Raw genomic sequence first — 18,687 nt, 5'->3', positions numbered from 1 at the left:
TCATTTACATGTAATCTAAAATACTCGTTTTACTCATCGTACTAACAGCTTTTAATGTCGCTTCGTACGTTGCGTTTATATAAGCTAAATCAGAAATTGCGACCGCTAAATCAACATCCTCAATTTCTTTACGGTTTTCTTGAAGTGCTACATTTTGCTCGCTTAAAATTGTTTTAAACGTCTCCATTGTGTTCATTGTTGAACCAACTTCAGTTGTACGGTTAATGATGCCATCTAAGTTTTGCTTATTTTCTTCTAATAACGGTTTTAGTGCTTTTTGGTCACCGTTTTGCATCGCTTCACTCATCTGTTTTAACGTTTTTATAACAGGGGATAATAATGCTTCACCGTTACGGAACGCTTTGAATTCATAACCGTCATTTAGTTTCCAGTTCACATCATTTTTTCCACCCTGGTACGTACCATCTTCTGTAAATGGCAGATTTTCTGCACTATCACCACCGAAAATATAACGACCTTGTTCTTTTGTATTCGCTAAATAGACGACCTGTTTTAAAATTTGATCAATCTCTACACCAATAGCCTGCAATTCTTTTTCACTATTTGTACCATTTAACGCTTGTACTGTTAATTGGTCTGCTCTTGTTAAAGATTTCAAAACACCTTGTAAAGTATTTTCAGTTTGTGTTAATACATTTTTCGAATCCGCTATATCTTTCTGCATTTGCTCCATATTTGCCAATGAATGTTGAATCGCAAATGATTTACTTGCTGCAAGTGGATCTTCACTCATAAGAAGGTTTTTCTTCCCTGAGGTTACTTGATTTCGGTGGTATTGCTGTTGCACATTTAAATCCATCAACTGATTCTTTGCCCAGTTTGCATTTTGAAATGTAGATACTCTCATTTCTATCTCCTCCTTAAATATTTCCAATTACCAACTATACATGACTACTCCTTATCTAATAATCGAAAACAAACTATCAAACACTTCATTCATAGTAGTTATAGCTTTAGAATTCGCCACGAAGTATTTTTGGAAGGCCATTAAATTAACCATTTCTTCTTCCATATTTACGCCCTCGATGCTCATCTTTTCTTGCTGGATACCTTCTAATAAATCCTTATGAATATTTTGATATGCATTTACTGAACTTTTATCAGAGGCTACACCAACTAAAAATTGATCTAAGGCTTGCTTATATGTAAGTCCATCCTTATAGCCTTTATCTGTAATAGCCGCAAGGTTGTTGGCAGTTTCAGCCGAAATTTTCATTTTTGAAATATCTTTTATAAAATCAGGATTCAATTCCAGCTTCTTCGCATCTTCTCCTACAAAAAGCTCTTTCTTCATAGTATTATTCACTTGTTTTTTTAACGAATTTACAAACTCATTCAGATTATCTTTATAATTTGTAATCTTTGCTTTCGTATCAATTGCCGATAAAATTGTTCCACCACTTAATGGGATATCTGTTCCAGATATTTGTACAGACATTGGCTTTTTATCCTTCTGTAATTGAAGTGGGTATGTATCTTGACCATTTACAGTTAAAACACCATTCATCCTAACACTTGCAATATTAGGATTTGTAGCTTCATACGATACTTCTATATCTGCATACTTAGACATTTCTGTCATAATACGATCACGTTCATCTAATAGTTGATTTGGTACTTGTGTACCAGCTTGTCCAATTTTCTTGTTCGCTTCTGCTAAACTAGCAGCAAGTCGATTAAATTCATTAACATGCGCTTCAATATCTTCTGTCGTCTGTGCTTCCACTGTATCTAAGTTTTTCGCAAGACGATTCACTTGACTTGTGAACTTCCCCGTTTCAGCAATTAATGTATCGTAGTAATTTGATTGCTCCGGATTTTTTGCAACTTCACGAAAAGCATTGAAAAACCCATCCATTAAACTAGATAATGAATTTTTACCTGTCGTTCCTACCATAGACTCTACTCGCGACAAAGTAGAATTCATATATGCATAGTAAGAGAACTGTGACATTTGATCATTATATTGCTTTGTCTTCACTTCATCTGTAATACGATCAACACCTAACGTTTGTACACCATACCCTATTCTTTGTTCTGGTGCATACCCTTTACTCCCTCCAGCAGATCCGTAATTCACCATTTGACGAACATAACCTGGTGTATGAATGTTAGACAAGTTTTGTTTCGTTGTTTGTAACCCCATTTGAGCCGCTAACATGCCCGATAGCGGTGTATTATAATCAGATAATCTCATAAAGCTTCACTTCTCCTTTACAATAGTTCGTTCATAAAGATTTGCGAATTATTGTTTCGCTCTAAGTTATATTCAGAAACAGAATCCACAATACTTTCTGTAGTTTTTAATAGTACGTTTAAGTAATATTGATTTTTCAAAAGAATCATTTTTACATTCTCTTCTAATTCAGTTACGTTTTTTTGTAATTCTTCCATTTTTTCGATTTCTTCTTGAGAAAAATACGAAAATAACGCACTTACACGAAACGATTCAACTCCTTGTTCTTTACAGAACTGAACAACCATTTCTTCAAATGAGCTTGATAACCCTTTTAAACCATCAATGTACTGCAATTGCTCTACTTGTAACTTTTGAACTGCATTTACATTTTTACTTTTTAAATTCTCATATATTTGCTCTCCAAGCGCTTGAATATTTTCATACGCCTTTTGTATAATAACGAGCTTTTCATATAATTGTATGTACATATAGCTTCCTTCCTTTTACAAGACTAAATTCACAATTAATCCATGGATTTCTCCAATTTGATTCAACATTTCTAAATGTCCTGTTTTCGTATTAATTAAATTCATAACATCTTCTAATTCATTCAATCCCATTTCTGCCTGTTTCACAATCGTCATTTTCTGTGAATATCCGTAACGTGGGTGACGAGACATGACATCTTTATACTGCAATACATTATCAACGTAAAAATTCAAAAATGATTTTACTGTATTTTTGTACTCCATTACATTATCAAGCGTTAATTCCATTTCAATTTTCTCTTTAATTTCTCCAATATTATCAACAAACGCTTCCATTTGTTCTAGTAATTTATCTTTTTTCGGATCTGCATGCAAATTATCCGAAAATGCAAGTCCTGTCCTGACATTTGCTTCTTTCGGCATTTGAGTAGCAGGCGGTATATGCGATAAAATTGGATTATGCGAGATAGAACGTAGCATATATATCACCTATTTATTTTTTTATTTCTTCCTAAACTTAATCGTAAAATCCAGTTATTTATAATTATACTCTGAACAGTAATATTTTGCAGTTATTTTTTATAAAAGATATGTTACAATTTAGCATGAGGTGGCACAATTCTATGAATATTTTCCTTTGTGGTTCAAATCAATTAACAGCATTAGATCAAGAAGAAATTAAAAAATTTTTAACTGACTATGCTCACAAACATAAAATTTACATATTATGTTATAAATCTATTGAAAATGAGGTTCTTCGTTTTTTCGTTGAGAATGAAAGACTCGCTCAAAATTTATGCCTTTACACGCTGCAACCATTGCAAGCAATAACAGATGAATTTCAAGAAGTCATTGATTACTTAAAAAAACACGGAGCCGAATATGTTGCTTTTGATCATCCTTCTGACTCCATTTACCGATCAGATTATATGTTTTTTGTTAAACAAATTATTGAAGACACTGATTTAGTTCTCTGTTTTTATAATGGGGACAAACATACATCTGTCATCCCTGTCGATGTTGCAAAAGAAGCAGGTATTGATGCTGTTATTTATGATTTACCAGGATTACATGAAAAGCAAATGAAAAAAAGCTTTGAACAAAAAATTCGTATGATGTAAAGGGGGAGGCACAATATCATTATTGTGCCCATTGTAAATATGATAATTGAACAAGATTATGATCATTTTATCGCGAGTTTTAAACAACAATTCAATATGGATATCGCTTCATATAAACAAGATAGAATGCGCCGTAGAATCGATGCTTTCATTTCGAGAAAAGGCTTCGAAAACTACACTAATTTTTTAAACAAATTACGCGCTGATCAAAATTTATTTTTAAATTTTATTGACTATATTACAATTAACGTTTCAGAGTTTTTTAGAAATAAAGAACGATGGCAAACTTTAGAGTCAAAAGCACTACCAAAATTACTCGAACAAAATAGCGGAAAATTAAAGGTATGGAGTGCCGCTTGCGCTGCTGGTGAAGAACCATATACACTCTCTTTAATTTTATCAAAGCATCTAGCTCCATTTCGTTTTGAAATTCAAGCAACAGATCTTGATTTTCATATTTTAGAAACTGCAAAACGCGGTCAATATACAGAACGTTCGTTAAAGGAATTACCTAATGATTTGAAAGAACGTCATTTCACAAAAGAGAATGATTTATATTCATTGCATCAAAACATTAAACAAAACGTCTCGTTTAAACAACATGACCTTTTAATGCAGTCATTCGATACAAATTATGATTTGATTATTTGTCGCAATGTAATGATATATTTCACAGAAGAAGCAAGAGTAAAACTTTACGAAAAATTTAGTCGTTCTTTACGAAAAGGCGGTGTACTATTTGTTGGTAGTACGGAACAAATTTTAACACCCGAGCGTTACAATCTTCAGCGATTTGATACATTCTTCTACGAAAAAATATAAAAGAGGTCGTCACAATGGAGTGACGACCTTTTTACATAACTCGAATTAAAATAATACCGACAATCCATATGAAGAGAAAAAGAAACGTCATAGACCATTTATGTTCTTGCATCGTTTGTTTCAACGCCTGTGACAATTGTGTCATGTTCATTTCCGCAAGCGCTCTCCATACACTTACATCCCGATCTTTAGCAATGCGGTCTGTAACGCTAATTAAAATCGTTTCGTTAGACAATTTTGTTATATAAGCAGTAATTACCGTTACCATCAAATTTATATTTCCTTCTGAAGAATCACTTTCCACTCTAGAGATGAGTGCACTTACATCTAGTAAAGGAATATGTACTTTTCTACCAAATGATAGTTGCACTTCAGCGAAATCATATGTTCCATCTAACAAAGGAAGTTCTTTTATATGCGCCTGCTTAATAAGTCCTTGTAGGCTTCTAATTACTTGTTCAAACACTTTTTCTGATTGCTTTCCTTCTTGAGATAATGTATGTAACTTTTTAAAAAGTTGTAACACTGTATCCATCTCTTTAGAAAGCATTTCCTTCATAATCTTTCCATCACTTAAACTTGCAAGTAAAATACCTATTTCATTATTTTTCGAAATAATTTTAGACTGTCCAGTAAACACTAAATTGCTACGCTTTCGTTCTTTCTGGATTTCATGCTCCGAAATAGCTGCAGGCTGTTTTAATGGTTGTAGCGTCTTATCTTCAATTGTCGTACGTTTAATCTCCATTTAAGCGCCTCCACTACTATGAAATAATTAGCCCCATTCTTTATTACTCTTTAAAACTAAAAACAGTACGAACAAACCTGACATGATAGTAAACAAATCAGAAGCTTGTACTCCCTGTTCACCTTTTTCTTCTTTCTTGTCTTTCGGTTCTTCTTTTTGTTCTTTCTTTTTAGAGGCAACTTGTTTGTTATTTTTCTCTTTTTGGTCCTTCGCCTTATGTACTTCCTTGTTGTCTTCGAACGGCTCTTTTATAACGTAAGTAAATTCCTCTTTCTCTTTCAACGGTTCTTTTATAAACTTATTTACTTTCTCATCTTGCTTCGGAATTTGAACAACTGGCAATTTTTCTTCTGGACGCGGGTTTTTGACTTTCAAATCTTCTTGCTTCTCATTTTCTTTCTTATCTTCTAATTCATTTTCTAGTTTATTATCTAATTTATCTTCTTTCTCTTTCTCTGCTATCTTTTTATCATCTTCGTTTTTTGGCGCCAAAACAGAAATGGTATATTCACTTTCTTCAACAAGTTTATTACCTGCTGCATCTATTATCTCTACAAGTAATTCGTATGGCCCAGCCGGCAATGCTTCTGTTATTTCAAATACTTTTTGCCAATCCATATCATGCTTGTTGTAGTCTAATAAAAACGAAAGCTCTTTATTTTCTTTCCCTTTTAATGTAACGCGCACTTCTTTTACAACCGATTCTATATCTGACGCTTTTACTCGTATATGTATAGAATCTCCCTGTTTTCGTTCAACTAAGTTCTCTTTTACTTCATCAATAGTAACTTTCTGTAACTTTGGCAATTCTTTATCTATAGTTGGCGTTTCATTTTTAATACGAATGAGCGGGACTTTCACTTCATTTTTTACGATCTCTTCTTTCTCATTCTCTTTGTAACTTTGAACGAGCTGAAGATTCCAATCACCTTGTAAATCAAAATCCCCTGCTTTATAGTTAGCAACCCAGCTCTTCGTTTCTTCATCATACTCAAAAGATAGTATTCTTTCTTGCGCATATTGCTCGCCATTTTTTTGTAACTGCAATATACCTTTCATGCTTTGAATGTCTTTCCCATTTGGTTCTACAGCAATTCGCACTTCTTCGCCAACTTTAAGCTCCGGCTTATTTACTGTAATAATTCCCTGTTCTGTTTCTATCTTTCTTTCATTCAATTGTTTATTTACTACTTCTTGTTGTTCTGCTTCTTTTTGTTTCTCTTCATCTTGTTTCGTTTCCACTTGCTCTGAAGATTTTTGAGATTCCTTATTTTCTTCTTGTACATTCACTTCATTTATTTTTTGATCTGGCTCAATTTGTTCCTCAGCCTGACTTTGCAAGGGGAAGAACAAGCACACATGTATGCATAGCCAACTCATTAGAAAAAACTTTACGTTTTTCATCTACTAGTTCAAACTCCTATTTCAATGCCTTATAGTGATTTCGTCACTTTTACTCCGAAAAATCCATCTACATTTACAAGTTCACCATACGCCACTAATACATCATTTACATAAATACGAATCGGTTCATCAATATCCTCATCTAGTACAACTGCTTCATTTTCTTGTAAACTTAATATATCTTGAATCGTTTTCACTGTACTTCCAAATACAAATTTCACATTCATTTCTACATTTTGTAGAATGGACGTGTCCATATATACTGGTTCCATTTGTTTTACTTCTTTAAATTCAATAGGTTGCACAACTGGTTCTACAATTTTTTCTTCTTCAATTTCTTCTGTGGCAATCTCTTCTTCTTCCACCATCGGATACAGAAGTCGCCTTACCATTTCTTTCGCTTCGGAAATTGGCAAAATTTGATACATCTTCGATTGAAGCAGATCGCCAATTTCAAGATTGAACGTAATTTGAACGAGTTCGTCCACTTCCATTGACTCTCCCAAATATTCCATTTCTTCTTTTAACGTTACAAATTTAACATTTGGAGGCGTCATGTCCATTTTTTCTTGAAACATTTCTGACATCGCCGTAGCAGCATGACCCATCATTTGGTTCATAATTTCTTTAATACCGCTCAGTTCTAATTCAGTAAGCTCTTTTTCTGGGTCAACTTCCCCTGTTCCCATCATCATTAAATCTACCATTGTTAAGGCAACATCTTTCGTAAATACGAATACATTCTCATTCTTTAGCCCTTCAACAAAGTCGACATTTAAAATAACAAATGGTACTGGTACTCCATCATAATGACGAACATTGATTGCTTCCACATTTGGTGTACTAATTGTAACTGGTTGATTTAAAAGCGTTGACAATACTGTTGAAGCGGAACCAATTGAAATATTTGCAATTTCACCAAGAACATCTTTCTCTTCTTGTGTTAAATGCTCTTTTTCAACTTGTTCTTCTACAATCTCAGTTTCCACTACTTCTGCTGGTTCGTCTGTTTCTTCTACTCCACCAGATAATTGCATTAATTTATTTACCATTTGTTTCGCATGCTCAACTGAAACAATTTGTACAAGTTTAGAGTTTACAAGATTATCTATCTTTAAATCAAACGATACTTTAACAATCGTATGATTCCCATCGATTTCAGAGATTTTCTCCATTTCTTCTGATAACTTTACAACTTTAATCGTCGGCGGAGACATATCTACTGTATCTTGGAAGAATTCCGACATAGATGTAGCTGCGAATCCCATCATTTGATTCATCGCTTCTTGTACAGCACTTAGATCTAATTCACCAAGTTCTTTTCCGTCCTCCACTTCACCTGTTCCCATCATCATTAAATCAGCAATGGACAATGCAACATCTTGCTTAAGAACAAGAAGGTTTTCCATATCTAATCCTTTTGTAAAATGAATGTTTAATACAACATGTGGAACTTCGACATCTCTTGAATCATATAAATCTACCAACTCTATACGAGGAGCAGTAATGCTTACTTGCCTATTTAAAATTGTTGATAATACAGTCGAAGCTGAACCAAATGATATATTTGCAATTTCGCCAAGAATATCGCATTCTTGGGGCGTTAAATGCTCATTTTCTTTTTCTAGCACAATCGTGCTCGTATCCCCTTTTGTGTGTTGCTCAGGCATTTTCCCTGCCTCCTCATTTCTGTTTTTCTATCAAATAATATAAACTCTTATTTTATTTTAGCAAAATTATTATATAAAACGTTAATATGTATGTATTCCCATTATTAGATTCGTAACGATTAGCCAAAAAGCTCCCCAATTGTATACAAGTGGGGAGCTTTCCTTCATTCCTATTATAAACCTTCTGGGTTTAAAATGAGGACCACTCGTCCATCACCGAGAATCGTCGCACCAGAGAAATAGTTAGAACTCTCTGCAAAGAAGTCACCTAATGACTTTAAGACTATTTCTCTTTGACCGATAATTGTGTTTACAATAAGTCCATAGCTGCGATGTGTGTTACGAACAATTAACACAGGAACCATTTGACCATCATATGACGCAAACGCCTCATCTACTGTTTTTTCACCAAATACAGTACTTAAATGTTTCACTTCAATAATTTGATTACGATAATTTAACACATCTTTTCCTTGTAAGGATTGGATGTCTTCTCTCTTAATTCGAATCGCTTCAACGATATTTCCAAGAGGTAAAGCATAACGCTTATCATTTGTTTGAATAAGCATAGATTGAATAATAGATAACGTTAATGGAAGTTCAATTCTAAATGTACTTCCCTTTCCTTCCTCAGAATCAATAATTAAATGCCCACCTAAACTATGAATCGTATGTTTTACAACATCTAATCCGACACCGCGTCCAGAAAGATCTGATACAACTTCAGCTGTACTAAATCCTGGTTGGAAAATAAGATCAAACACTTCACGATCTGTTAATCTATTCGCATCCGCTTCAGTTACAACGCCATTTTTAATCGCTTTTTCTAATACTTTCCCTTTATTAATACCGTTTCCATCATCCGTAATTTGAATAACGACATGATTTCCACTATGAAAGGCTTCTAATTTAATCGTACCTGTCTCATTTTTACCTGCATCACGTCGTTTTTCAACAGTTTCTACACCGTGATCGATTGCATTTCGAATTAAATGAACGAGCGGATCACCGATTTCATCAATAACAATTTTATCTACTTCAGTATCTTCACCTGTAATTTGTAAATCGATTTTTTTCCCTAAATCTTTCGCTAACATACGTACCATACGTGGGAAACGATTGAATACAGTTTCAATCGGCACCATACGCATATTTAATAGTACATTTTGAATATCTTTTGAAATATCGCCTAATCGATTTAAATGTTCAATTAGCTCCTTGTTTTGAATCGTTTGAGCCAATTCATCAATGCGCCCACGTTCAATTACACTTTCTTCAAACATATTCATTAATCTTTCGATTTTCTCTAATTGAACACGAATTGAACGATTCTCCACTTTAGCATTTTTCGTTTTTGTAGTACTTTTAGCCGGCATAGCACTTGAAGGTTGATTCGTTGCCTCTACCGGTGATTTTACTTGCGTAACCACAGCTGGTTGTAGCTTTTCTTCTACTTGCACAACTTCTTGTGTAACGACTTTTTTAGAAGCTACTTCCTTCGATATAGGTTCTCCTTGCTTTACTTCCACTTTCTCAATTTCAGAAACATGAAGTACTACTTGTTTCAATTCTTCTATACTACAATCCGTATCCATAAATACTGTAAATTCAAATCCGAAAGCATCTGCTTCAATTTCTTCAATACTCGGAGCTGTTTTTTGTATATTCCCTACATTTTGCAATGCTTCAATACACATAATGGCACGTACTGCTTTTAAAATTGCCTGCTGTTCAACTGTTATATGCACTTCATGCGAAACTGCATCATCGTTGTCTATATGATTTTGCTCTATATGTTCCGTAGGAGTTTCTACATTGCCGTTCAATAATGCTTCTAATTTCTGTTTAGTTGAGACTACATCTATATTGCCCATTCCACCTTGTTGCACATCTGCAACCATCTTCTCCAAATTATCAATGCACTCAAAAATTACATCAATAATATCCGCATTTACAACTATATTTCCATGACGAATTTCATCTAACACATTTTCCATCTTATGCGTTAAATCAGCCATCTCCGTAAATTCCATGCTCGCAGACATACCTTTGAATGTATGAGCGGATCGGAATATTTCTCCTACAACATCCATATCAGCAGGATTTTGTTCTAACACTAGCACATTTTCATTTAGCGACTGTAAATGTTCTTCTGACTCTTCGAAAAATATATTTAATAGATCTGTTTGCATTTTTATCCCCTACCTGTCTAACAAACATTTCATTTATGTATAACAATTTAGTGTTTTACAATGAGAAAAAAGGGGGCCACACGTCGATCCGCTATCACTGTTTTGATTCCTTGTGGCACCCCTTCTATATTAACTATTTGCTACTTTTGTTAAAGCTTCAATTACACGATCCGCTTGGAATGGCTTTACAATAAAGTCTTTTGCCCCGCCCTTAATTGCATCTAATACCATACCTTGTTGTCCCATTGCAGAACAAATAACAACCTTTGCACTTGAATCAATTTTAATAATTTCTTTTAATGCTTCAAGCCCATCCATTTCTGGCATAGTAATATCTAATGTTACAATATCAGGTTGAAGTTCTTTATACTTTTGAATTGCTTCTACCCCATTCTCTGCTTCGCCGATAACTTCAAATTCAGCATTACTTTTTAATAAGTTTTTAATCATCGTTCGCATAAACATCGCATCATCTACTACTAAAATTTTATGTGCCATTCTTTTTAATTCTCTCCTTCTATGTATAAATATATCTTAATATTTCACCTTATCATTCTCACTCATTATACAAAATAAAATGATAAAATTTAATATTTTTTTAAAAGAATTTTCGTATTTTTAGTATTTTATTATTAAAATAATAATATACTACTCTTTTATATAAATAACAACGCGACGGTTTTTTTCCCAGTTTTGCGGTGAATCATTTGGTACAATTGGCTTTGTGTCTGCATATCCTACCGCAGCTAGCCTTTTATCGTCCACATTATACACTTCAATTAAATGGTGAATCATATTTGCCGCTCGTGCTGAAGATAACTCCCAGTTAGAGGGGAATTTCTCGTTATGAATAGGTCTACTATCTGTATGTCCCTCTACAACAATGGGGTTAGGTACGGATTGAAAAAATCCAACTAATTGACTTATTATCCCTTTCGCTTCGGGCTTAACGTTCGCATCGCCTGTATCAAATATTAAATTATCTACTATAACGACGCTTACCCCTGTATCCTCTCGATATACATTCACTTGACTAATACCGTTATTATCTACATACGCTTTTAACTTCTTATATAATTCATCCATTCTCTTTTTTGAAATCATTTTTTCATCATTTTTTTCATGTGAAATATCCGGTATTGTATTTTCCATTACTTTTGCATCTACTTGCCCCGTATCACTAAACTTTTCAAGCATCTTTGACAATTTTACTGCATCTTGCTTTGATGTAGCAACTAGTAATACAAAGAAAGTTAATAATAACATCGTTAAATCTGTAAAAGTCGTCATCCAACGAGGCGATCCCTTTTGCGGTCCTTTACTCATCATACCACTCCTTGAAATATTAGGCTGCTCCTTTTACCTTTTTTACCTTTGTTTCGTATACATATGTATCCAGTTTCAACTTTAATTTAGAAGGGATTTGTCCACGATACAATTCTGAAATTGCTTCTATTACAAACTTCTTCTCTGTATATAAATCTTCAATACCACGATATACTTTTTCCGCAAGAGGGATTGCAATCATATTCGCAAGTACAGACCCATATAATGTCGTTAACATCGCAACTGCCATTCCTGTACCAATTTGCGATGTATCTTGTAAGTTTTGGAGCATAATGATAAGACCGATTAACGTACCAATCATTCCCCAAGCTGGAGCAAAATCACCAATTTTATCTAATAATGCTGCTCCTTTTCTTAACTCATACACTTCCGTTTCAATATCTTTCAATAACACTTCTTTTAATTCATCTTCATCGTAACCGCTTAACATTAATCGAATTCCTTTTTGAATAAAAGGATTGTCTACTTGCTCCCCATCTACCTCTAAAGAAAGTAAGCCGTGCTTTTTAGACTTTTTCGAAAAATCGACAAACAAATCCGTTAACTGTTCTAAATCTTCTTCTCTTCTATGTAAAACAGTAAAAATGCTTTTCGTATATTTTTTTATTTCTCCAAATCGATATGCCACAACAATTGTCGCTGTAGTTCCCCCTATGACAATTAAAATAGATGAAACATCTAAAAAGTTTTTGAAAGCTTTTATTCCACCGCCGCCAAGCATAATTGCCGCTATCACTATAATGAAACCTACTATAATGCCCACTGGGCTAGAAATATCAAACTTCCTTTTTCTTCTTTGTGGTCTAGCTAATACTTGATTTTTCTCTCCCATATTTCTGCCCTTTCCTTTCCATTTTTATATAACATTTTTTTATTTTAATAATACGTTTTCACATATAACATGTATTATACGCTTATCATCTGTTTATCGCAATATACTCATGAAATTGACACATTTCATTTCTATATTAGAATTATGGTATGAATAAATGAGGAGGATGACGATGGAACACAACATTTTACAAGTCATTGCATTAGCAGAAAAACTAAAATATGAAATGCGACATAGCTGGCTTTCCAACGGGCGTCAAGAAAGTGTTGCCGAACATACATGGCGTATGTCTCTAATGGCCATTTTAGTTGAACCTTATTTGGATCAAAAAGTAAGTATTGAGAAATTACTTAAAATGGTTATTATTCACGACCTAGTCGAAGCCGAAGCTGGTGATATTCCTGCTTTTGATACAATGAATAGTCACGAATTACAGCTACAAAAACAAAAAAATGAACTAGAGGCTATTTTAAATATTAAACAAACGTTAACAGGTTCTCTCGGCGAGGAATTATATGACTTATGGATGGAGTTTGAAGCGAAAGAAACGTACGAAGCAAAAGTTGCTAATGCACTCGATAAACTTGAGGTGAAAATCCAACATAACGAAGCTGATATTGATACGTGGCTACCAATTGAACATAAAATGACGTTCCAAGTAGCAAAGCATACAAACTTTGATTCTTTCCTATCTAAATTACAAAAAATTATTGAACAAGATGGAGAAAAGAAGTTAATTGCTGCCGGCATTGATGTTGAGGCATGCAAGCAATAATGAAATAAGACACTCAACAAGAGTGTCTTATTTCATTATTGTTGATATAGCCTGCTTATAAATAAGCTGTTGTTTTCCATCCACTAAGATTAAAACTGTAAATTTATCCACTCCAACAACTTCTCCTACTATTCTAACGCCACTCTTTAAGAAAATTGTAACTGTACCTTTTTCTTCTTTTATTTGTTTATACAATTCTTCCTGTAAATGTTCCAATTACTGTCCTCCCCTTTCTGTTAAACATCTTAATATAAAAAACTATAAATTCTTTATTTATGCACTTTGTCTTTTATATTCATAAACTTATTAATTAGTATATCTAAATCTCGGCTGAATAACAAAACTTTATCATGATCCAATCCGTGCCTCGCAACAAGTTGAATTAACTCTTTCTTTTTGTTTTCTATTTTATTTTGTAATTGTCCCATCTCCATCTCTATACTAAAACTCCCTTTTCCCATAATATTACTTGTAAAATTATAGTACATATTCTCTCATAAAAAAATAAAAAAATGGTTTTTTTTACAATTTTTTATTTTTCTATGCCTAAATTACGGATTACGTAAAGATTTATTTACAAATCACTAACATACAATCCTAATGAATCTACAGGCATTTGTCTAATTATAAATGAGACTGGCTCGTTTTCTATACAAAAAACATACTGTATATAGTAGTCCATGAACCATATAGATTAACTTACTAAAAAGGAGGAAAACATATGAGTTATGGTGGAAGTTGCGCTGGTTTCGGCGGTGGATTTGCTTTGCTTATCGTACTATTCATCCTTCTAATCATCATCGGATGTAGCTGTTGGGGTGGCGGTGGATACGGATATTAATATATCCTATCCTTGACAAATGAACGAAAAACTATAGAAAAACAGCTCATATTTGAGCTGTTTTTTTCATACTTTCGTATGAATTTATATCCCTCTTATTTGCGATTTCAACTAGCAACATATTGTTTACTATGGAATAAGAAACATTTTTACTAAGGGGGATTACAATGATTAGAGGTCTTTACGAAGCACAATTACCTGTTGGACTTCCTACAGAGGAAAAAGTGTATTTAAGCGAATGGAAAAAACAAGTTCAAGCATCATCATTACATAAGGATTAATCTATTTATGTCAGTTTCTTATTCCAAACTTCTTAAAACAAATAAAAACTTCAATAAACTATTTTATGGGCAAACATTAAGTGTACTTGGGGATTGGTTCCATACGGTAGCTTTATTAACATTTGTCTACAGCATAACGGAATCGCCGTTTATGATCGCACTTACTTTTATAAGTAAAAGTTTACCACAGCTTCTTCTTAGTCCATTCATAGGCGGAATTGTAGATCGTTTCTCTAAAAAGAATATTATGATTTTTACCGATATTACACGGGGAATTCTAGTCCTTACATACTTACTCGCAGGCTATAAAATTGAGATTATTTTCATTGCTAATATATGTTTATCTGTACTTTCTTGTTCATTTGAACCGGCTAAACAAGCAACCCTAAAAAATATTGTACACCAAAATCATTTCGTAACTGCTAACTCTCTTTCTAGTACAATTAATGGTTTTATGTCTATTATGGGAGCTTCTTTGGGCGGAGTAATTGCACAATCTTTACATATTGAGTTCGCTTTTTTAGTAAATAGCCTATCATACTTTATTTCAGCCTATTTTATTTATAATATGAGTATTCCTGCTCATGATACTTGTAACAAGAACAAAACATTTTTCACTGATATAAAAGGTGGTTATACATACATATTACAAACAAAAATCATTTTAACATTAATTCTTGTCGGCATTTCATGGGGAATTATTGGAGGCGCTTATCAACTACTTCTAACGATCTATGCCGAAAAAATTTTCCATACGAACATTGGGATTTTATATACGGTTCAAGGGGCTGGGCTTATGATAGGAAGCCTTCTCGTTAATCTTTATATATCCCATAATAAAGAAAAAATGAAAAAAGTATTCGGTTGGGCCTACTTACTACAAGGAATTTTCTTTCTCGGATTCATTCTATCCGATCAACTTATTATCGGTATCATTACTTTATTCTGTATGCGCATAGCAGGAGGAATCATCGTTCCACTTGATACGACATTACTTCAAACTTATACACACGAAAATATGATAGGTAAAGTTTTTTCATTCCATTATTCCATTTACGCATCTCTTATTCAGTTATCGATGTTTTTTACAGGAGGACTGTTAGAAATTCTTTCTCCTCAAATGATTGGCAGTTTATTAGCTACATGCTGTATTTTTGTAAGTTTTATATGGCTGTTCTTGTTTTATCGCGGGGATCTCAGTGAATAATTTAACGATAATCAATACATTTTGATTCCATTCATTATTTGTTTCCCCATAATAAAATTGTTTAAAAATGTAAGTCGGATTTTTTAGGTAAAGAGCCTTATATGGCAACACTATTTAAGAAAAAACTAGATATTTATGTTAAAATACAAATAAGTTTGTGAAATATTGCACTTAAATAATAGACTTTAACTAGTTAAACTTGATTAAATAGGAGGGCTGTTTTGGGTATCACATTCATTTTCATATGCATTATATTAGTGGCTTCTATTCTGCAAGCAAGTACAGGTTTTGGCTTCTCCATAATGGCAACCCCTTTCTTACTTATGTTATTTCTGCCACAAGAAGCTATACAAATAAACATTATTTTATCTTTAATTATCTCCATTTCACTCATTTGGAAAATAAGAATGGATGTTGATTTTGTTCTACTGAAAAGGTTTATTTTTGGAAGTATAGTTGGTGTTCCTTTTGGCATTTTAATTTTCATTTCCGTTAACATAAACACTTTTAAATTAGCAGTTAGCATCCTACTCTTGCTATTAACATTGTTGCTAATATGCAACGTTAAGGTTAGATCAACACAATCTAGAGATTTCATAGTTGGCGGATTATCTGGTCTTTTAACGACAAGTATCGGTATGCCAGGTCCACCCCTGTTACTTTATTTTACAGGAACTGATACTGAAAAAGAGAAGTTAAGAGGAACTACATTAGCTTTTTATCTATTTATATATTTCATTAGCCTAGTAACTCAAATACTCTTTACTGGCACAAACAAAACCATTTGGGAATCAAGTTTTTATGCCATTCCAATTGTATTTTTAGGTTTGTTTATAGGTCAAATTATTTTTAAATGGTTTAATCAACGGATTTTTAAAATATTTACGTATATCCTTTTAAGTTGTACGGGTATGTATCTTCTTATTGAAAGTTTGCATTTATTATAGAAGTTGCTTTAGGTTATGCATTAAGAATTAGGTTTCGAATGAAATATCATGATATATTTTTAAACGTGATAACGATAAAAAGCGGCTATTATGCCGCTTTTTACATTATCAAATTGGTCGATATTAAACCAAATGACAGTAAATACATCGTTATAACAATCATCCACATATTGTTTTTCAATAGGGGTACTTAATGATTTATGAATAATGTACAAAATTAATTTTCCATATTGATCAATCACTTCTTTCAAAGCATCTTGATCATGTTTTTTCATAGCTATAATTAAATCCTCTTCAGAATTGAAAATCATAAGCATCTTCCTTCCTCAGTTCCCCTTTAGCAGCTGCTTTTACTTACTATTGGCATTTCATTCTCATTTTCTATCACTTTTGTAAAAAATTATTAATTTTTATTTCTATGTATATGATAACAAACAAAATACCTAAGTTCAGAAAGAATAAACAACTTTCTGGCCTTAGGTATTTTTCCTTCTCAAAAAGGCAAACCTGCATCACAGGTTTGCCTCTTTACTCACTTCTTATTTAATCCTTTTTCACTTAAAAACTCTTTCATATGCATTCTTTTTTCTTTAGACATAAATGAACTCATGGATTCCGTCCATGTTACGCTTTTCTTATTTGATGATCTTTCTTTATAATACGCGTTCATCGTTTCATCATATTCGTTTAGTAATTCATCATATTTTTGTTCATCATATCCATTTTCATGAAGAACTGCTGCTACTGGTAAACGTGGTTTAACTCCATGTTCTTCATCTGGTACACCGACTGTCATTCCAAATACAGGATATACTTTATCCGGTAAATGAAGCAATTCGCTCACTTCTCTCGGATTATTGCGAATACCACCAATATAACAAATACCGTATCCTAATGATTCTGCCGCTAATGCTAAGTTTTGCGCAAAAAGTGAAGCATCTACCGTCGCAACGATAAAGTCTTCTACTCCCTCATGCTTTATCTCTGTACTATGTTTTTCACATGCAATTTCAAGTCGTTTTAAATCTGCACAACAAACAAAAAATGCTGCACAGTCCTTCACATGGCGATTTCCGGATAGCTCTGCTAGTTTAGCCTTTAATTGCTGATCTGTTACATATATAACAGAATACGCCTGTACAAAATGTGATGAAGCTGCATGTTGCGCAGCATGCACCATCTTTTCTACTACATCTTTCGGAATTGATTCTTCTTTATATTTACGAACTGAAACATGTTGCTCCATCTTATGTATGATCTCATTCATGAAAATCACTCCTTTTTTCTCTTCATAATGAAAAATTAACATATTTTTTTCAATTTTCACAACTTATAAGCACAAAAAGAGCAATTCTTTTTGAATTGCCCTTTTTTAAAACGTTTATCAATACGGTAAATGAAATTATACTTATCTTATTACGCCGTTTTCAAAACTTTAATACCTTTTACGATATTCCAAATGAAGTAGTAAATCCCTACAAGAATGAACACTGCATATGTGATAGCCATTCCAATTCCAGCACCGTCAGATTGATTGAACCCTAAACCGTACATGCCTGATACTGCTAGTCCTCCAAATAAGATTGCGTATGGGAAAACATGTGACCAAAATGCTTTTTTCGCGTGATACTTCACTTCATCTTCTGCAACAAAGTACACGATAATTGGTAGTAAAAATGGTGCAAAAAAGATACTAAAGTAACATAACGAAGATAAAATATTATTTCCTTTCATCCGATTCACCTCTAAATAGTTTTTGTTACCTTCATTATGTCAGGAAATCATTCTAGAAACTATCGCTTTACCTTTCAC

The 18,687-nt window shown here is 33.2% G+C and carries 22 protein-coding genes; 6 read left to right on the top strand and 16 right to left on the bottom strand.

Annotation, left to right across the window (positions count from 1 at the left end):
• Nucleotides 1-4 precede the first annotated feature (4 nt).
• Genes CGQ22_RS27350 through CGQ22_RS27335 form a run of 4 tightly spaced genes read right to left on the bottom strand, consistent with a single transcriptional unit; the run spans nucleotide 5 to nucleotide 3,168 of the window.
• Nucleotides 5-868, bottom strand: coding sequence for a flagellar hook-associated protein 3 (locus CGQ22_RS27350; RefSeq protein ID WP_001266408.1), 864 nt, complete (start codon nucleotides 866-868; stop codon nucleotides 5-7).
• Between the two features lie 51 nt (nucleotides 869-919).
• On the bottom strand, nucleotides 920-2,218 hold the full coding sequence (flgK, locus tag CGQ22_RS27345; protein WP_089149597.1) for a flagellar hook-associated protein FlgK: 1,299 nt from the start codon (nucleotides 2,216-2,218) through the stop codon (nucleotides 920-922).
• 17 nt (nucleotides 2,219-2,235) lie between these two features.
• The gene (locus CGQ22_RS27340) at nucleotides 2,236-2,688 is read right to left on the bottom strand and encodes a hypothetical protein (protein ID WP_000275887.1); all 453 of its coding nucleotides are present in this window, start codon (nucleotides 2,686-2,688) and stop codon (nucleotides 2,236-2,238) included.
• A gap of 15 nt (nucleotides 2,689-2,703) precedes the next feature.
• Nucleotides 2,704-3,168, bottom strand: coding sequence for a YaaR family protein (locus tag CGQ22_RS27335; protein ID WP_000946323.1), 465 nt, complete (start codon nucleotides 3,166-3,168; stop codon nucleotides 2,704-2,706).
• 143 nt (nucleotides 3,169-3,311) lie between these two features.
• On the opposite strand from CGQ22_RS27335, the gene CGQ22_RS27330 reads away from it, so the two are divergent.
• Together CGQ22_RS27330 and cheR are read left to right on the top strand one after the other, a co-directional pair.
• Nucleotides 3,312-3,809, top strand: a complete 498-nt coding sequence (locus CGQ22_RS27330) for a flagellar motor switch protein FliG (protein WP_001020107.1) — start codon at nucleotides 3,312-3,314, stop codon at nucleotides 3,807-3,809.
• 39 nt (nucleotides 3,810-3,848) lie between these two features.
• Nucleotides 3,849-4,631, top strand: a complete 783-nt coding sequence (gene cheR, locus CGQ22_RS27325; protein WP_000582876.1) for a protein-glutamate O-methyltransferase CheR — start codon at nucleotides 3,849-3,851, stop codon at nucleotides 4,629-4,631.
• A gap of 31 nt (nucleotides 4,632-4,662) precedes the next feature.
• On the opposite strand, the gene CGQ22_RS27320 is transcribed toward cheR, so the two are convergent.
• From CGQ22_RS27320 to CGQ22_RS27290, 7 genes are all read right to left on the bottom strand, one after another.
• On the bottom strand, nucleotides 4,663-5,379 hold the full coding sequence (locus CGQ22_RS27320; protein ID WP_000403967.1) for a hypothetical protein: 717 nt from the start codon (nucleotides 5,377-5,379) through the stop codon (nucleotides 4,663-4,665).
• Nucleotides 5,380-5,406: 27 nt separating this feature from the next.
• Nucleotides 5,407-6,783, bottom strand: coding sequence for a transglycosylase (locus CGQ22_RS27315; RefSeq protein ID WP_089149596.1), 1,377 nt, complete (start codon nucleotides 6,781-6,783; stop codon nucleotides 5,407-5,409).
• Nucleotides 6,784-6,812: 29 nt separating this feature from the next.
• The gene (locus CGQ22_RS27310) at nucleotides 6,813-8,453 is read right to left on the bottom strand and encodes a flagellar motor switch protein (protein ID WP_089149595.1); all 1,641 of its coding nucleotides are present in this window, start codon (nucleotides 8,451-8,453) and stop codon (nucleotides 6,813-6,815) included.
• Between the two features lie 173 nt (nucleotides 8,454-8,626).
• The gene (locus tag CGQ22_RS27305; protein ID WP_001192621.1) at nucleotides 8,627-10,645 is read right to left on the bottom strand and encodes a chemotaxis protein CheA; all 2,019 of its coding nucleotides are present in this window, start codon (nucleotides 10,643-10,645) and stop codon (nucleotides 8,627-8,629) included.
• 129 nt (nucleotides 10,646-10,774) lie between these two features.
• The gene (locus tag CGQ22_RS27300; protein WP_000940568.1) at nucleotides 10,775-11,143 is read right to left on the bottom strand and encodes a response regulator; all 369 of its coding nucleotides are present in this window, start codon (nucleotides 11,141-11,143) and stop codon (nucleotides 10,775-10,777) included.
• A gap of 150 nt (nucleotides 11,144-11,293) precedes the next feature.
• The gene (locus tag CGQ22_RS27295; RefSeq protein WP_000033627.1) at nucleotides 11,294-11,971 is read right to left on the bottom strand and encodes an OmpA family protein; all 678 of its coding nucleotides are present in this window, start codon (nucleotides 11,969-11,971) and stop codon (nucleotides 11,294-11,296) included.
• A 19-nt stretch (nucleotides 11,972-11,990) separates the two neighbouring features.
• Nucleotides 11,991-12,824 carry a flagellar motor protein MotP gene (locus CGQ22_RS27290; RefSeq protein ID WP_000504191.1) on the bottom strand — a complete coding sequence of 278 codons (834 nt, stop codon included), beginning with the start codon at nucleotides 12,822-12,824 and terminating at the stop codon, nucleotides 11,991-11,993.
• 172 nt (nucleotides 12,825-12,996) lie between these two features.
• Between CGQ22_RS27290 and CGQ22_RS27285 the strand changes: the two genes are divergently transcribed.
• The gene (locus CGQ22_RS27285; protein WP_000400780.1) at nucleotides 12,997-13,599 is read left to right on the top strand and encodes an HD domain-containing protein; all 603 of its coding nucleotides are present in this window, start codon (nucleotides 12,997-12,999) and stop codon (nucleotides 13,597-13,599) included.
• A 27-nt stretch (nucleotides 13,600-13,626) separates the two neighbouring features.
• Here CGQ22_RS27285 and hfq read toward each other — a convergent pair whose 3' ends face one another.
• Together hfq and CGQ22_RS27275 are read right to left on the bottom strand one after the other, a co-directional pair.
• Nucleotides 13,627-13,815, bottom strand: coding sequence for an RNA chaperone Hfq (gene hfq, locus CGQ22_RS27280; RefSeq protein ID WP_000400665.1), 189 nt, complete (start codon nucleotides 13,813-13,815; stop codon nucleotides 13,627-13,629).
• 53 nt (nucleotides 13,816-13,868) lie between these two features.
• Nucleotides 13,869-14,087, bottom strand: a complete 219-nt coding sequence (locus CGQ22_RS27275) for an aspartyl-phosphate phosphatase Spo0E family protein (protein ID WP_000291691.1) — start codon at nucleotides 14,085-14,087, stop codon at nucleotides 13,869-13,871.
• A gap of 233 nt (nucleotides 14,088-14,320) precedes the next feature.
• Between CGQ22_RS27275 and CGQ22_RS27270 the strand changes: the two genes are divergently transcribed.
• The 3 genes from CGQ22_RS27270 to CGQ22_RS27260 all read left to right on the top strand — a co-directional run bounded on the left by CGQ22_RS27270 (nucleotide 14,321) and on the right by CGQ22_RS27260 (nucleotide 16,875).
• Nucleotides 14,321-14,440, top strand: a complete 120-nt coding sequence (locus CGQ22_RS27270; RefSeq protein ID WP_000120179.1) for a YjcZ family sporulation protein — start codon at nucleotides 14,321-14,323, stop codon at nucleotides 14,438-14,440.
• Between the two features lie 288 nt (nucleotides 14,441-14,728).
• On the top strand, nucleotides 14,729-15,928 hold the full coding sequence (locus CGQ22_RS27265; protein WP_000117050.1) for an MFS transporter: 1,200 nt from the start codon (nucleotides 14,729-14,731) through the stop codon (nucleotides 15,926-15,928).
• A gap of 221 nt (nucleotides 15,929-16,149) precedes the next feature.
• Nucleotides 16,150-16,875, top strand: coding sequence for a sulfite exporter TauE/SafE family protein (locus CGQ22_RS27260; RefSeq protein WP_000513084.1), 726 nt, complete (start codon nucleotides 16,150-16,152; stop codon nucleotides 16,873-16,875).
• Between the two features lie 59 nt (nucleotides 16,876-16,934).
• Here the strand turns inward: CGQ22_RS27260 and CGQ22_RS27255 are convergent, their stop codons facing one another.
• The 3 genes from CGQ22_RS27255 to CGQ22_RS27245 all read right to left on the bottom strand — a co-directional run bounded on the left by CGQ22_RS27255 (nucleotide 16,935) and on the right by CGQ22_RS27245 (nucleotide 18,609).
• Nucleotides 16,935-17,186, bottom strand: a complete 252-nt coding sequence (locus CGQ22_RS27255; protein ID WP_003300677.1) for a hypothetical protein — start codon at nucleotides 17,184-17,186, stop codon at nucleotides 16,935-16,937.
• A 221-nt stretch (nucleotides 17,187-17,407) separates the two neighbouring features.
• A complete protein-coding gene (nfsA, locus tag CGQ22_RS27250; protein WP_001002397.1) occupies nucleotides 17,408-18,142 on the bottom strand; it encodes an oxygen-insensitive NADPH nitroreductase in 735 nt (244 codons plus the stop codon).
• Between the two features lie 149 nt (nucleotides 18,143-18,291).
• Nucleotides 18,292-18,609 carry a magnetosome magnetite crystal formation protein family gene (locus CGQ22_RS27245; RefSeq protein WP_000678055.1) on the bottom strand — a complete coding sequence of 106 codons (318 nt, stop codon included), beginning with the start codon at nucleotides 18,607-18,609 and terminating at the stop codon, nucleotides 18,292-18,294.
• Between the last annotated feature and the right edge of the window lie 78 nt (nucleotides 18,610-18,687).

The organism is Bacillus sp. M13(2017) (assembly GCF_002218325.1).
GTDB lineage: Bacteria > Bacillota > Bacilli > Bacillales > Bacillaceae_G > Bacillus_A > Bacillus_A thuringiensis_K.
The sequence above is the reverse complement of the archived record's forward strand: the minus strand, read 5'-3'. Positions and strand labels throughout refer to the sequence as shown.

What these genes read in the sequence shown, in the direction of transcription:
- CGQ22_RS27350 (WP_001266408.1), bottom strand. Translation starts at nt 868, where the DNA reads ATGAGAGTATCTACATTTCAAAATGCAAACTGGGCAAAGAATCAGTTG.
- flgK (WP_089149597.1), bottom strand. Translation starts at nt 2,218, where the DNA reads ATGAGATTATCTGATTATAATACACCGCTATCGGGCATGTTAGCGGCT.
- CGQ22_RS27340 (WP_000275887.1), bottom strand. Translation starts at nt 2,688, where the DNA reads ATGTACATACAATTATATGAAAAGCTCGTTATTATACAAAAGGCGTAT.
- CGQ22_RS27335 (WP_000946323.1), bottom strand. Translation starts at nt 3,168, where the DNA reads ATGCTACGTTCTATCTCGCATAATCCAATTTTATCGCATATACCGCCT.
- CGQ22_RS27330 (WP_001020107.1), top strand. Translation starts at nt 3,312, where the DNA reads ATGAATATTTTCCTTTGTGGTTCAAATCAATTAACAGCATTAGATCAA.
- cheR (WP_000582876.1), top strand. Translation starts at nt 3,849, where the DNA reads ATGATAATTGAACAAGATTATGATCATTTTATCGCGAGTTTTAAACAA.
- CGQ22_RS27320 (WP_000403967.1), bottom strand. Translation starts at nt 5,379, where the DNA reads ATGGAGATTAAACGTACGACAATTGAAGATAAGACGCTACAACCATTA.
- CGQ22_RS27315 (WP_089149596.1), bottom strand. Translation starts at nt 6,783, where the DNA reads ATGAAAAACGTAAAGTTTTTTCTAATGAGTTGGCTATGCATACATGTG.
- CGQ22_RS27310 (WP_089149595.1), bottom strand. Translation starts at nt 8,453, where the DNA reads ATGCCTGAGCAACACACAAAAGGGGATACGAGCACGATTGTGCTAGAA.
- CGQ22_RS27305 (WP_001192621.1), bottom strand. Translation starts at nt 10,645, where the DNA reads ATGCAAACAGATCTATTAAATATATTTTTCGAAGAGTCAGAAGAACAT.
- CGQ22_RS27300 (WP_000940568.1), bottom strand. Translation starts at nt 11,143, where the DNA reads ATGGCACATAAAATTTTAGTAGTAGATGATGCGATGTTTATGCGAACG.
- CGQ22_RS27295 (WP_000033627.1), bottom strand. Translation starts at nt 11,971, where the DNA reads ATGAGTAAAGGACCGCAAAAGGGATCGCCTCGTTGGATGACGACTTTT.
- CGQ22_RS27290 (WP_000504191.1), bottom strand. Translation starts at nt 12,824, where the DNA reads ATGGGAGAGAAAAATCAAGTATTAGCTAGACCACAAAGAAGAAAAAGG.
- CGQ22_RS27285 (WP_000400780.1), top strand. Translation starts at nt 12,997, where the DNA reads ATGGAACACAACATTTTACAAGTCATTGCATTAGCAGAAAAACTAAAA.
- CGQ22_RS27275 (WP_000291691.1), bottom strand. Translation starts at nt 14,087, where the DNA reads ATGTACTATAATTTTACAAGTAATATTATGGGAAAAGGGAGTTTTAGT.
- CGQ22_RS27270 (WP_000120179.1), top strand. Translation starts at nt 14,321, where the DNA reads ATGAGTTATGGTGGAAGTTGCGCTGGTTTCGGCGGTGGATTTGCTTTG.
- CGQ22_RS27265 (WP_000117050.1), top strand. Translation starts at nt 14,729, where the DNA reads ATGTCAGTTTCTTATTCCAAACTTCTTAAAACAAATAAAAACTTCAAT.
- CGQ22_RS27255 (WP_003300677.1), bottom strand. Translation starts at nt 17,186, where the DNA reads ATGATTTTCAATTCTGAAGAGGATTTAATTATAGCTATGAAAAAACAT.
- nfsA (WP_001002397.1), bottom strand. Translation starts at nt 18,142, where the DNA reads ATGAATGAGATCATACATAAGATGGAGCAACATGTTTCAGTTCGTAAA.
- CGQ22_RS27245 (WP_000678055.1), bottom strand. Translation starts at nt 18,609, where the DNA reads ATGAAAGGAAATAATATTTTATCTTCGTTATGTTACTTTAGTATCTTT.